We start from the raw sequence: 12,903 nt of genomic DNA, 5'->3' as shown, positions 1-12,903 counted from the left end.
AGAAAGCGCGCGGGGCTTGTTACGCGTTTTCTGGAGAGCGGGCGGAACTTTGGGGCGTTTCTGCGTCGGGATGACGGCGGCGGTAGGCACGCATGACGCAAGCGGTGAGCGCGACGGCAGGAGCCCAGATGAGGAAGTAGAAACTGCCGAAGCGAGCGCCGCGAATCAGGAGCTCGAGCGAGGTGCGTTTGGCTCCGACGATGAGTCCGCCGAGAGGAAAACAGATCATGCCGAGAATGGTGCCGATGAGGACGAGCCCAAGTATCCAGAAAGCCGCATACACGGACCAGTGTGCGCGGTGCAGCCAGTTGTTTTTTTCATTCATCGAAGCACCTCGTATTTCAAGAGGATGGTGTCGGCCGCGAGTTTTTCTTGAGAGAGCAGGCGCAGGCGAGTGTCGGTGGCCTGTGCGAGCAGCGGGGTGCCGCGACCGAATAGCGCGGGTTCGACGGTGAGCCAGAGCTCGTCGATGAGGTGGGAGTTCAAGAAGAGGCTGTGGATTTGCGCGCCGCCGAGGAGGGCGCAGCGGCGGAGGGCGCGGGCGCTGAGGTCGGCCAGGAGTTGTGCGGGCGAAGCGGAGGAGAATTCGAGGAGGCCGGGAAGAGTGTCAGCGGCGAAATTTTGCGGCGAGCGAGTGAGGACGGTGCGCAGGCGCGGAGGCGTGAGGCGTTCACGGATCTGGGTGCGGGCGGTGCGGTAGGTTTCGGCACCCATCACGCTGCAATCGAAGCCTGCGAGCGCGTTGCGCAGGTGGACTTGATCGGCGGAGGAGGCGAAGTCGCTGCCGGGCGCGGCATGCTTAGTGATGAAGCCGTCGAGGGATTGGGCGGCGATGAGGGTGACGCGCATGGCGGAAATACGGAGGATGCGGTGTGGCGGGATCAGGCCTGTTCGGCGCGTTTGAGTTTGAAGAACGCCTGGAGGAGCTCGCGGCACTCTGTCTCGAGGACGCCGCCTGCGGTGAGTTCGAGGTGGTGGTTTACGCGTGGGAGATCGTTCAAGTTAGTCGCGCCGCCGAGGCAGCCCATCTTCGGGTCGGGGACGGCGTAGCAGACGCGTTTCACGCGCGACATGAGCGTGGCGCCGGAGCACATGGGGCAGGGCTCTTTGGTGACGTAGAGCGTGGCGTTTTCGAGGCGCCAGTTGCCGAGGTGGCTGGCGGCTTGGGTGATTGCAAGCATCTCGGCGTGGGCGGTGGGATCGTGGGCGCTTTCGACGGTGTTGTGCGCCGAGCCGATGACTTCCCCGTCGAGCGCGATGACGCAGCCGATGGGGACCTCGTCCTGACGCCAGGCGTCTATCGCCTGGTTGTAGGCGAGGCTCATGAAGAACGTGTCGTCGCGGAGGAGTTGCGACGGGAAGCGTTTTTCAAACGGGCATGCGGGCGGTGTGACGGGCGGAGAATCCATGAGACGTTTTCAAAAACAGGGAGCGCCGGAGACGGTCTCGCCCGAGGAAAACCTTGACTAAGGAGGGGGCCACACGTCTTACAAGGGGCTTTTATTCTCTGATTCTACGCATGAACAAACTCCCTGTGGCCGGTACCCGGCATGACCTCTATGTCTGACGGCAAATCGATCGAAGTTGAAGGTAAAATCGTGGCGGTCCTTCCGGGCACCATGTTCAAAGTTGAGCTCTCCAACGGCCACACGGTCCTGGCTCACATCTCGGGGAAGTTGCGCAAGAATTTCATCAAGATCGCTGCTGGCGACAAAGTGAAGATGGAGATGAGCCCTTACGATCTCGAGAAGGCTCGCATCACGTACCGCATGAAGGATGAGCGTGCGACGCCGCACACCTTCCGCCGCCGCTACTGAGCGGTGGGTTGGGTTTTTTGCGGGAAGTTTAGCTCGGACCAGTCGTCATGGCCCGCAGCAAACAGCGTAAGCGGCAGGAAAAAGTCGGCCGCAAATCGGCGGACACTATCACGCTTCAAGATAGTCGTGCGCCGGGTGATTTCAGCGGGGAGATTGATGACTTCATTGGTTATCTGAAACTGGAGCGTGGGCTGTCTATTCACACGCAGAGCAGCTATCAGAGCGACCTCGATCAATGCGCGACGTTTTTGTCCAAACGTGGCGTGAAGAACTGGAGCACGGTTTCGGCCGATGAGGTGACGGCGTGGATTCACTCGTTGGGGAGCGGGGATCTTTCGTTGGCTAGTCTGGCGCGGAAGCGAACGGCGGTGCGGATGCTCGCGCGATATTTAGTTTCGGAGGAAAAGCGCCCCGACGATTTCACAGCGCTACTGGAGGGGCCGAAGTTGGCGCGACGCATTCCGGGAACGCTGTCGGTCGATGATGTGGCGAAGCTGCTCGCTGCGCCTACGGGCGGCGATGCGATCGCTATCCGCGACCGGGCGATCCTGGAGTTGTTTTATTCGAGTGGGCTGCGGGTTTCGGAGTTGAGCGGCGTCATGATCCAGCAGCTTGATTTGGAAAACGGATTCTTGCGCGTTTTTGGCAAGGGATCGAAGGAGCGGGTGGTGCCGGTTGGGGGCCGGGCACTGGATGCGGTGCAGACTTATCTGACGGCGGCGAGGGGGCATTTTGTGAAGCCGAAGAAGACTGGCAGCGCGCTTTTCCTCAGCGAGCGCGGCACGGCGATCTCGCGGAAGATGCTCTGGGTGCTCGTGAAAAAGTATGCGGCGCGGTCGGGCATCACGAAGGCGGTGAAACCGCATTTATTGCGGCACTCGTTCGCCACGCATCTGCTCGGAGGCGGCGCGGATTTGCGGGCTATTCAGGACATGCTGGGTCATGCGAATCTGGCGACGACGCAGATCTACACTGCCGTCGATGAGAAGCGCCTAGCTGGAGAGCACGCGAAGTTTCACCCGCGCAACCGCCGGTGAACGATGCCGGGGTGTTGACGCGGGAGGCGACTGGGCACCGGAAAAACCCTTGACCGCTTTGCGATTCACGCCGTCATCCAGTCCTTTTAACGGCCGTGAAACTGACTGACCTTGTCAATCGACTGAAGACCGTGCGCGAACGCTGGATTGGCGTCGCGTGGATGGGTGCAAGGCAGGCAACTGGTTCACGCCGAGGCAGCAAGCAACAGGGCGCAGGGGGCGATCCAGTTTTCCATGTCCGATAAAATCACCCACGAATGCGGCGTAGCGCTCGTCCGCCTGAAGAAACCGCTTTCCTACTTTCAGGAAAAATACGGTTCGCCGCTCTGGGGCTTCACCAAGCTTTTTCTCCTGATGGAGAAGCAACACAACCGCGGGCAGGACGGCGCGGGTGTCGCTTGCGTGAAACTCGATGTGCCGGCGGGCGAGCCGTACATGTTTCGCGAGCGCTGCGTGAAGGCCAACCCGCTCGACAAGATCTTCAAGACGCTGCTCGCGGGCTACAATGCGAAGGTCGATGCCGGGACAATCCATCCGGAATTCGCGGAGACGGTGAAGAAGCACTTCGATTTTGGCGGCGAACTATTCGTCGGGCATCTGCGCTACGGCACTTCGGGCGGGTACAACATGAGTTCGTGCCATCCGTATTTTCGCCGTAGTTCCTGGCCGACGCGCAATCTGGCGCTGTGCGGTAATTTCAACATGACCAACACGGCGGAGCTCAACGAGACGCTCATCGCCCTCGGTCAGCATCCAATCTTCGCGACGGACACGCAGGCGCTGCTGGAGAAAATCGGCTTCTACCTCGATGAGGAGCACGAGGATCTTTACCGCTCGCTGCGCTCCACCGGCATGAAAGGCGTCGAGATGTCGCGCAAGATCAGCGAGGATCTCGACATCGCCCGTGTTATCACTCGCTCCGCCCAGAAGTGGGACGGCGGCTACACGCTGTGCGGACTCATCGGCAACGGCGACGCCTTCGTGGCGCGTGATCCGTCGGGCATCCGCCCGTGCTGGCATTTTGAAAATGACGAGGTCGTCGCCTTTGCTTCTGAGCGCGCGCCGCTCATGACGGTTTTCGACGCTGCCGTTGAAGAGGTGAAGGAAGTCGCGCCCGGCCACGTCGTCGTCGTGAAGCGCAACGGCACCGTGAAGTCTTCCGCGTTCACCGCGCCACTGCCGCGCGCATCGTGCTCGTTCGAGCGCATTTATTTCTCACGCGGCAACGACCTCGATATCTACAAGGATCGCAAAGCGCTCGGTGGAAAACTCGCCGACCAAGTGCTCAAGGCGGTCAATAACGAGTGGGGCAATACTGTGTTCAGCTTCATCCCAAACACGGCCGAGGTTGCGTACTACGGATTGATGCACGCGCTGCGCGAACGTCGTCGCGACGAAGTTAAGAAATCCATCATGATAGCCGCGCGTGAGGGCAAATTGGACGAGGCGACGCTCGACGATCTCATCCTGCGCAACTGGCCGCGCGGCGAGAAAGTCGTCTCGAAGGACATCAAGCTGCGCACATTCATCGGCCAGGAGAGCATGCGTAATCAGCTCGCGAGCCATGTGTACGACATCACTTACGGCTCGGTGAAAGCCGGAGAGGATAATCTCGTGTGTGTCGATGACTCGATCGTGCGCGGTACGACGCTCCGCAAATCGATCCTGCGCATCTTGGCGCGGCTGAATCCCAAGAAGATCGTCATCGTTTCGACCGCGCCGCAGATCCGCTATCCGGATTGCTACGGCATCGACATGTCGGAGCTGGGGAAATTCATCGCGTTCGAGGCGGCCATCTCGCTGCTCAAGGAGCGCGGACAGACCAATGTCATCGAGGAAGTTTATCAGCTCTGTCGCGAGGAAGTGGCTCGTGGCGGTCTCGTGAATCACGTGCGCAAGATCTACGCATCGTTTACGGATGAAGAACTCTCGGCGCGCATCACCGAGATCGTTCGCCCGAAGAACATCGAATGGAAGGGCAACGTGGAGGTGATCTTCCAGAAGATCGAAAATCTTCACGCGGCTGTTCCGGAGCACACCGGGGACTGGTACTTCACCGGCAAATACCCGACTCCCGGTGGATACCGTGTCGTGAACCAAGCTTTCCTTAACTTCTACGAAAAGGGCGACGGTCGCTCATACTGATCCAGCATGTCTCTTTCCTACGAATCCTCCGGCGTTAACTACGATCAGCTCGATGCGTTCAAGCGCGCCTGCCAAAAGGCTGCGCGCACGACGGCGCCTTTGCTCGAACAACATGGCTACTCCGAGCCCGCGACGACGCGTGGCGAGAGCGCCTATTTGATGGAGGCGGATGATCATTTCCTCGCGCACGTCGAGGAAGGCCTAGGCACTAAGAACCTCGTCGCGGACGTCGTCTATAAACAGACGGGCAAAAATTTCTACCGCGAGATCGCGATCGATACCGTCGCCACGATGGTGAACGACCTGATCACTTGCGGCGCGCTGCCGATCTCCATCGCGATGCACGCGGCGGTCGGCGAGTCGGCATGGTTTACGGACGAGAAACGGATGAACTCGCTCGTCGAGGGCTGGGCTCACGCGTGCAAAAAATCCAACGCAGTCTGGGGCGGTGGCGAAACGCCGACGCTGCGCGGTATCGTGAACGCGGAGACTATCGTGCTCGCTGGTTCGGCCATCGGCAAAATTTCGCCGAAGAGCCTGCGCATCACGGGCGAAGTCCGCGACGGCGATCAGATCGTTTTCCTTGCGTCGTCCGGCGTGCAGACCAACGGGCTCACGCTCTGCCGCAAGATCGCGGACCAGCTGCCGCAGGGTTATCAGACGCCGATCGGCTTCGGTGACACGCGGACGTATGGTGAGGCGTTGCTCGCGCCGTCGGTCATCTACGTGGAGTTCGTTCGCGAGTGTCAGCAGCGGGGAATTCCGCTGAACTACGTCGCGCACGTCACGGGTCACGGCTGGCGGAAATTGATGCGGCTCGAAGAGCCGTTTGTGTACGAGATCGCCAACATGCGGCCCGCGCCAGCGCTGTTTCAGTTTTTGGAAAAGGCTGGTCCGATCACGACGAAGGAGATGTACGCGACCTTCAATCAGGGCGTTGGTTTCGCGGCTTATGTTTCGCCCGACGTGCTTGAAGCGACACTCGATGCGGCGCGCTCGGCGGGCTACGACGCGTGGCATGCGGGCAGTGTGAAAAAGGAAAGTACGCGCAAAGCGGTGACGATCCCGTCGCTCGGGCTCGCGTACGAAGGCGACACGTTGCAGGTCCGCTGAGCGCGCCTAGCGCCTGACCGCGAGAAGGCGCTTCCTCAAAGTCCGGCGGCGCTGGCGGCGACGCGGGCGCGGACTTTTTGCGCGTGCGGCAGCCAGCGGCGATGGCGCCAGCGGCGGTACATGATCGCGCCGCGGAACCACTCGTCGCACATCATCGCGATCCAGACGCCGGGGAGGCCCCAGCCGAGATGCAGGCCGAGGAACCAGGCGAGCGGCACCCAGATGCCCCACATGGAGAGCAGGCCCATCATGATGGGAAACTTCACGTCGCCAGTGGCGCGGAGGCAGTTGATCACGACGATGTTGATCACGCGCCCCGGCTCCAACAGCAGCGACATGCGCAGCAGCAGAGTGCCGCCCGCGATCACCGCTGTATCCGTGGTGAAGATGCCGAGCAGCCAAGGCGCGAGTACGGCGACGAGCGTGATCGCGCCGCTGGCGAGGAAGAGGCTCGTGCGCAGATTTTTCATCAGCTCGCGATAAGCCTCTTCGAATTCGCCCGCGCCAATCAGGTGCCCGATGATGATCTCAGTACCGAGCGCGATCGAGATGCTGAAAATGATCACGACGTAGAGAATCTGCATCGTGTAAGTCTGCACCACGAGGGCGTTGCCGCCCATGAGGGCGGTGAACGAGGTCATCGTCATGAAGGCGAGCCACCAGCTGATGTTTTCGCCGGCGGCTGGCAGGCCGATGTGGAGGATGGGCTTCAGGCGAGGAAGGGAGACGCGGAAGAGATCAAGAAATTCCAGGCGGATGCCGGTCTGGCGTTTGAGGAGAATCCAGAGCGCGCCGAGGGCGACGATGCGACTGATGACGGTCGAGAGAGCGACGCCTTCGACGCCGAGCTTGGGCGCGCCGAAGAGGCCGAAGAGGAAGATGGCGTTGCCCGCAGCGTTAAGGATGTTTTGGCCGAGCGTGATGAACATCGACTCGCGCGTGTGGCCGTGGGCGCGGAGCACGGCGGAGATCGCCATGTTGATCGATTCGAGGAAGAGCGTGCCGCCCATGATCGTGAGAAACGGCAGGCCGTACTGCATCAGCTCGGGCGGCAGGTGCATCAGCTGGAGGAGCGGTTTCGCGAGCAGGAAAACGGTCGTGCTGATGATCGCGCCGATCCAGAAATTCGCGGCGATGGCGGTCGTGGCCACCGAGCGCGCGCCTTTCGGATCGCCGCCACCGAGGGAGTGCGTGACGGAGACGCTCGCGCCGATGCCGACGAAGTTAAACAGGATGATCGCGAGCACGACGATCTGATGCGCCACGCCGAGTCCCGCTACGGCGTTGTCCGAGATGTGGGCGACCATGAACGTGTCCACGGTGCCGGTCATCACGTGCAGGCCCTGCTCGACGAAGATGGGCCACGCGAGGGCGAGGAGACTGAGTTTAACTTTGGACGTGGGCGCCTGGCTCATGGATGCGGATCGCAAGGTGAAGCAGGAAGCGGCCCCGTTGGAAAGCGGCGGTGTTGCTCAAACGGTAGACGGGAATGGTGGTGTCATGCGCGACCGGCCGCGCTGCGCCTACATCGTGACGGGTCAGCGACGGGTCCAGAGACGCAGCGAAGAGAGCATGAATTCTTCGAGTGCGGCGGACTCGTTGAGGTTCAGGCGGAGCAGGCCGACGGCTTGCTCGAGTTTTTCGATGGCGGCGGTGAGCGCGCGGTTGGTTGCGGCGTCGTTGGCGTGAAGACGCGGGAGAGCGAAGGCGCGGGTGGCCTGCTCGATCTCGATGAAGAGGCGGGCGCGGAGGCCGTTGGCGATGCCGGTTTCGATGGCGACTTGTTCGTCGTCACCGAGCTCGGCGGGAAGTTTTGCTTTTTGGAGTTTCCAGACTTCGTCAGTCGCGAAATCAAGGACGGCACCGAAACGCGCGATCAGGCCGTAGGCGGCCATAAGGGAATCGGCGACGGCTTTGCGGTCGGAAATTCCCTCGGTGAGGCGCGTGAGCCAGGCTTGATAGTCGGCGAGCCAGGCGCTCCAGCCGTCGGGGGAGTAACTCGCGGGACCAGCGGGAAAACGGAAGTTGAGGCAGCGGCTGCGGATGGTCGGCAGCAGCGCGTAGGGACGCGTCGTGAGCAGCAGGATCGTGGTGTTGGCCGGGGGCTCTTCGAGCGTCTTGAGGAAGACGTTGGCGGCGGCGACGTTCATGCGGTCGCACTCGTGGACGATGGCGACTTTGCGGAGCGAAACGCTGCCGGAGACCTGGACTTTGCCGATGAGCGTGCGGGTGGCGTCGGCCGAGATCTGGCGCATTTTCCCGGCGGGGCGCAGGGCGAAACAATCGGGATGCTGCTCGGGCGGGAAGCGATGGGCGTCGGTCGGTTGCAGGCCGCTGAGGAGGCGGTCGGCGATGGCGTTGGCGACGAGGGTGAGCGTGTCGAGATCGCCGCCGCTCAGGAGCAAGCTGTGCGAAAGACGCTGGCGGGAAATGGCCTGCTCGATGACGGCGACCGAGGGTGTGCCGGCGAGCGAGTCAGGCCAGGAGACGGGCGCGTGAGGCATGAGCGATGAGTGACGCGCGACGCGACGGACGGGGCGCGTGGATCAGCGGCGGGAAGCCTTGCGGGCTTTGGGCGCAGATTTTTTGGCGAGCTTGGGCGCAGGTTTGATGCGGGACTTTTTTGCTTTGGGCTCGGGGGCGGTTTTGAAGAGGCGTTTTTCGAGCTCGGCCCAGATTTGTTTCTCGATGGCGTCCTCGCTCTTGGTGCCGTCGATGACTACGAAGCGCTCGGGCATCCCTTTAGCGAGGACGAGATAGCCGGCGCGGACTTTTTCGTAGAAGTCGATGTTCTCGCGCTCCATGCGGTCGGGGAGATCGGAGGCGCGGAGGCGGATGCGGGCGAGGCTCACCGAGGTCGGCACGTCGATGACGACGGTGATGTTGGGCATGATCGAGCCGACGGCAAAGCGGTTGATCTGGTTGACCGGGCCCATGGCGAGGTTGCGTCCGATTCCTTGATACACGGTCGAGGAGTCGAGGAAGCGGTCGCTGAGGACGATGGCGCCGCGGAGGAGGGCAGGGGCGATGTTTTCGCGGACGAGCTGGGCGCGAGCGGCGGCGAAGAGGAGGAGCTCGGTCTCGGCGCACATCTCATCGCCCTTGGAATTATGGACGATGATGTTGCGGATCTGTTCGCCGATCTCGGTGCCGCCGGGTTCGCGCGTGGAGATGACATCGCGGCCGCTTTCCTGAAGGCGTTTGGCGAGGCGGGCGATCTGGGTGCTTTTGCCGCTGCCTTCGGAACCTTCGAAGGAGACGAGGATGCCGGTGTGGGATTGGTCTTTGAGAGGCATATAGAGGGGAGGGTGGGTGAATTACTTCCAGTTCGCGAGGAATGTTTCGAGGTCGTCGATGGAGGGGCTGGCGGCGGTGCGGACGTAGTGGCCGGAGGTGCAGACGCCGGTGGCGAGGCACGCTTCGGGACTGAGGCCGAGGAGCTGGCCGACGCTGAAACCGGCGTTGAAATGATCGCCCGCGCCGGTGGTGATGAGCGGCTGTTCGCAGTAGGGCCCGGGCACCCAGTAGGTGGCGTCGGCGGTGGCGCAGGCGGCGGATTTGCGCGGGTGGACGACGACCGTGGACACGTTGAGTTTTTTGCGGATCTCGGCGGCGGTGTGGCGAAGCACAGCTTCGTCGTCGCCCTCGGAAATGCCAAGGCCGAGGGCGGCGAAGACCTGCTGGGCTTCCTTGAGATTGAGGCCGAGGGTGACGCGTCCGAATTTTTCGAAGGCGGCGATTTTGCCAAGGGCATCGACGAGGTCGGCGGCGGAGCGTTTTTCGGGGTCGGCGAGGTCGAAGAAGAAGATGCGGTCGCGCTTCGGCAGCGCGGGGAAAACTTTTTCCGTGAGCTCGGCGAAGATCGCGGTCATGTGCGTGATCATCGTCCAGTTGACGAGGGCGATGAGATCGGCGGCGGCGAGCTGGGCGTGGAAATCGTCGCGGCCCATGACCTCGGATATGCGCGCGTAGGTGATCTCGTCGAGGGACTTCATCTGGCCGAACATGATCTTGCCGTCGTTGAACTCGACGGCGGTGGTCGCGGCCGGAGCGCAGAGGGAGACGGCGCGGGCTTTGGCGGCGATGGGAGCGAAGACGGGGTGAATCGAGTCCTGGCCGAGCGCGCCGATGTAGGTGAGCTTGCACCCGGCGGCGAGGATGGCGTTGGCCATGATCGGGCCGTTGCCGCCGAGCTTATCCATGCGCGGGTAATACTCGATGTTGGTGCTCTTGCCGGCGGCGCCGAGGATGCGCTGGCCGAACTCGGTGACAGTCGAGATGGGCGTGAAGTTTTCCCCCTGACCAGAGCGGAGCGCGACGGGCGTCACGATCGTGTCCACGAAACCGTCGAGGCCGGCGACGGTGTATTTGTGAGCGATGGCGGAACGGCGGGCGCGGAGCTCTTCGAGAGCCCGGGTTTTGAAATTCATGGGTGTGAGGGGAACCGGAGCGAAAAAATTAGCACGAACTTCGGCAACAGGATTCGCGCGCGGATTTGGCGAGATTGCCGTTGAATGCGCTCCGCAAAGGCCCCAACTGTTTTCCACTTTTTCACCCTCTTGCTGATTCATTTTCAATGACGCTCTTTTTCGCCACCGTTAATATCTGGGAAGTTTTTGTCCGCTGCGATATCGTCGGGCAGACCATCACGGTGGGACTCGCCATCGCCAGCATCATCGCCTGGGCGGTGATGATCGGGAAACGAAACGAGCTCGCGAACCTTCGCTATCTGAACATGGCCTTCGAGCAGCATATCCGCGATCAGCGCACGTTGCTCGATCTGCCGGAGTCGTACCGCAACAAACGCTCGATCCCGTACGGCGATCTGTTTGCCGATGCGATCGAGGCTTATGACCGCGCGGGAGCGATCAATGAACAAAAGGGAATCGACGATCCTCGCGCACGTTTGCAGCAGTCTGAGAATGCGATCCAGCGCGCGCTGGCGCGCCAGATCCTGCGGTACGAATCGAGCATGATCTTCCTCGCGTCGATCGTGTCGGGAGCGCCGTTTCTCGGATTGCTCGGGACGGTGTGGGGCGTGATGGAGGCGTTCAGTTCGGTGGCGACGCAGCAGACGGCGAGCATCGCGACGCTGGCACCTGGCGTGTCGGCGGCGTTGTTGACGACGATCGCAGGTCTGGTCGTGGCGATCCCGTCGGTGTTCGGGTACAACTATCTCCTGGGAAATACCAAGCAGCTGATCACGGAGCTCGAAAATTACGCGAGCTCGCTGGCGGACCGCATCGAGCTTGAGGGCAAGTAACCGCTCACGCCTGCGACACCTTCACCGACTCCACTACCGATACCGTCATGGCCCGCACTTTTAGACGTCACCGCCAGTCGCATCCGATCGCGGATCTTAACGTCACCAACCTGGTGGATTTGGGCTTCTGTTTGTTGATCATCTTCATGCTGGCCGCGCCGCTGGCCAATGAACAGACGGTGCCGGTGAATCTTCCCGTGGAGTCAGCCAGCGAGCAGCAGCTGGTCGATAAGAACACGAAGTTCGTCGCGCTGACGATCGACGCGAAAGGCGTCACCTACATCGATAACACGCCAGTTAACAGCCGCGATCTGGCGGTCCGCCTGCGCGGCTTGGATGCGAAAAATACGGTTATACGCTTCAGAATCGAAGGTAGTATCACTCACCAAAAAGTCATCAGCCTTATGGACGAAGTGAAAAAAAGCGGCCTGAGCCGCATCACCTTCGATACGCAGTCTGGCAGTTGAAAAATGGGTTCTGATTTTCGTCCTAACATTTTTATCGCTAACGCGTCTAACGAAACACTGAGAGTTATCCGCCTACTCCACTGAGTCCTGTGTCCACGAACACTCATTCCACCAGCGCCTACTCGCTTTCGCTGATGCTCCACGGAGCATTTGTGGCTGCGTTGGTGTTCACGGCGTTCGCGTTCAAGAAAGAGGCGGCGCAGGAGACCACGAAGATTTTCGAACTCGTCGCAGGTGATGGCAACAACTGGGCGGCTACGGAAGCGACGGCGCTGGGCTCGCCCGAGGGGGTTAAGTTTCAGCCCACGGCGGCTCCACCGCAGCCCGCGCCAGTCGCGCCGCCACAGCCTGAGCCGGTCACGGCTCCGCCTGTGCAGCCATCACCGGTCGTCGCGGCGGCGCCGGAGCCGTCGCCTGTGACGGCACCCAAAGTGGAGCCTAAGAAAACCACGCCGCCACCGAAGACGTTTGCGCAGCAAATCCAGCAGGTCGCCGACCGCAAAGAGAAGCAGGTGATGACCCGGCATCGCAGGGCGGAGGCGGAGCGTGAAAAAAAGGAGGCTGCGGCGCGTAAGGCGGCGGCTGCGGCGGAGGCGAAGCGGATGAGTTACGATCAGTTTAGCAAAGCCAATCCGCAGAAAGTCGCGTCGAACACCAAGGCGGGCGCGTCCTCAACGTATGAAAAGGTGAGCGCCAAAGGTCTGGCCACCGGTGTTAATGGTGGGGCGACCGACAAGGCGGGTGCGGGCGGGCCTGCGCTCAGCCGGGCTGAACAGGATCAGCTGGCGACGTACTTCACGTTTCTTAAGCAGAAGGTGAAGGAGGCGCACGTGGTGCCGCTCGGCGTTACGAATCAGCCCTCGGCGCGTGTGTCGTTCCATGTATCGGCGTCGGGCACGATCAGTCAGGTGAAGATCATCCGGTCTTCGGGTAATGCCGAGTTCGACCAATCGGTGATCACGGCGTTCAGGGCGGTGGGCTCGATCGGCTCGCGTCCGGATGGGCGCGGCGATGTGCGTGAATCAGAGTTCAACATGCGGGACACCGACTGACGTCTGGTG

14 protein-coding genes are annotated in these 12,903 nt (G+C 61.6%); 7 read left to right on the top strand and 7 right to left on the bottom strand.

Going from position 1 to position 12,903, the window contains the following annotated elements; genetic code table 11:
• Window positions 1-19: 19 nt before the first annotated feature.
• Genes CMV30_RS18380 through CMV30_RS18370 form a run of 3 tightly spaced genes read right to left on the bottom strand, consistent with a single transcriptional unit; the run spans window position 20 to window position 1,409 of the window.
• Window positions 20-325, bottom strand: a complete 306-nt coding sequence (locus CMV30_RS18380) for a hypothetical protein (RefSeq protein ID WP_096057386.1) — start codon at window positions 323-325, stop codon at window positions 20-22.
• Window positions 322-849, bottom strand: a complete 528-nt coding sequence (locus CMV30_RS18375; protein ID WP_096057385.1) for a dihydrofolate reductase family protein — start codon at window positions 847-849, stop codon at window positions 322-324. Before CMV30_RS18375 ends, CMV30_RS18380 begins: the two co-directional genes overlap by 4 nt.
• A 32-nt stretch (window positions 850-881) precedes the next feature.
• Window positions 882-1,409, bottom strand: coding sequence for a nucleoside deaminase (locus CMV30_RS18370; protein ID WP_096057384.1), 528 nt, complete (start codon window positions 1,407-1,409; stop codon window positions 882-884).
• A gap of 150 nt (window positions 1,410-1,559) precedes the next feature.
• Here CMV30_RS18370 and infA point away from each other — a divergent pair, with 150 nt between their 5' ends.
• From infA to CMV30_RS18350, 4 genes are all read left to right on the top strand, one after another.
• The gene (gene infA / locus CMV30_RS18365; protein WP_096057383.1) at window positions 1,560-1,817 is read left to right on the top strand and encodes a translation initiation factor IF-1; all 258 of its coding nucleotides are present in this window, start codon (window positions 1,560-1,562) and stop codon (window positions 1,815-1,817) included.
• A gap of 47 nt (window positions 1,818-1,864) precedes the next feature.
• Window positions 1,865-2,854, top strand: coding sequence for a site-specific tyrosine recombinase (locus CMV30_RS18360; RefSeq protein WP_096057382.1), 990 nt, complete (start codon window positions 1,865-1,867; stop codon window positions 2,852-2,854).
• Between the two features lie 234 nt (window positions 2,855-3,088).
• On the top strand, window positions 3,089-4,999 hold the full coding sequence (locus CMV30_RS18355) for an amidophosphoribosyltransferase (protein ID WP_096057381.1): 1,911 nt from the start codon (window positions 3,089-3,091) through the stop codon (window positions 4,997-4,999).
• A gap of 6 nt (window positions 5,000-5,005) precedes the next feature.
• The gene (locus CMV30_RS18350) at window positions 5,006-6,112 is read left to right on the top strand and encodes an AIR synthase related protein (protein ID WP_096057380.1); all 1,107 of its coding nucleotides are present in this window, start codon (window positions 5,006-5,008) and stop codon (window positions 6,110-6,112) included.
• Between the two features lie 35 nt (window positions 6,113-6,147).
• Here the strand turns inward: CMV30_RS18350 and CMV30_RS18345 are convergent, their stop codons facing one another.
• From CMV30_RS18345 to CMV30_RS18330, 4 genes are all read right to left on the bottom strand, one after another.
• Window positions 6,148-7,527, bottom strand: a complete 1,380-nt coding sequence (locus tag CMV30_RS18345; protein WP_096057379.1) for an MATE family efflux transporter — start codon at window positions 7,525-7,527, stop codon at window positions 6,148-6,150.
• A gap of 123 nt (window positions 7,528-7,650) precedes the next feature.
• The gene (locus tag CMV30_RS18340) at window positions 7,651-8,616 is read right to left on the bottom strand and encodes a DNA polymerase III subunit gamma/tau (protein WP_096057378.1); all 966 of its coding nucleotides are present in this window, start codon (window positions 8,614-8,616) and stop codon (window positions 7,651-7,653) included.
• A 42-nt stretch (window positions 8,617-8,658) separates the two neighbouring features.
• On the bottom strand, window positions 8,659-9,408 hold the full coding sequence (tmk, locus tag CMV30_RS18335; protein WP_096057377.1) for a dTMP kinase: 750 nt from the start codon (window positions 9,406-9,408) through the stop codon (window positions 8,659-8,661).
• Between the two features lie 21 nt (window positions 9,409-9,429).
• Window positions 9,430-10,542, bottom strand: coding sequence for a PfkB family carbohydrate kinase (locus tag CMV30_RS18330; RefSeq protein ID WP_096057376.1), 1,113 nt, complete (start codon window positions 10,540-10,542; stop codon window positions 9,430-9,432).
• 146 nt (window positions 10,543-10,688) lie between these two features.
• On the opposite strand from CMV30_RS18330, the gene CMV30_RS18325 reads away from it, so the two are divergent.
• The 3 genes from CMV30_RS18325 to CMV30_RS18315 all read left to right on the top strand — a co-directional run bounded on the left by CMV30_RS18325 (window position 10,689) and on the right by CMV30_RS18315 (window position 12,894).
• Window positions 10,689-11,375, top strand: a complete 687-nt coding sequence (locus tag CMV30_RS18325) for a MotA/TolQ/ExbB proton channel family protein (protein ID WP_096057375.1) — start codon at window positions 10,689-10,691, stop codon at window positions 11,373-11,375.
• A 47-nt stretch (window positions 11,376-11,422) separates the two neighbouring features.
• Window positions 11,423-11,842 (top strand): ExbD/TolR family protein, encoded by a 420-nt coding sequence (locus CMV30_RS18320; RefSeq protein ID WP_096057374.1) that lies wholly within the window; start codon window positions 11,423-11,425, stop codon window positions 11,840-11,842.
• 89 nt (window positions 11,843-11,931) lie between these two features.
• Window positions 11,932-12,894: an energy transducer TonB gene (locus CMV30_RS18315; RefSeq protein ID WP_138223379.1), complete on the top strand. Its 963-nt coding sequence runs from the start codon at window positions 11,932-11,934 to the stop codon at window positions 12,892-12,894.
• The last annotated feature ends 9 nt before the right edge of the window (window positions 12,895-12,903 follow it).

It is taken from the genome of Nibricoccus aquaticus, from assembly GCF_002310495.1.
In the GTDB taxonomy this organism is placed as follows: Bacteria; Verrucomicrobiota; Verrucomicrobiia; order Opitutales; family Opitutaceae; genus Nibricoccus; species Nibricoccus aquaticus.
This window is presented reverse-complemented; position numbering and strand designations above follow the sequence as displayed.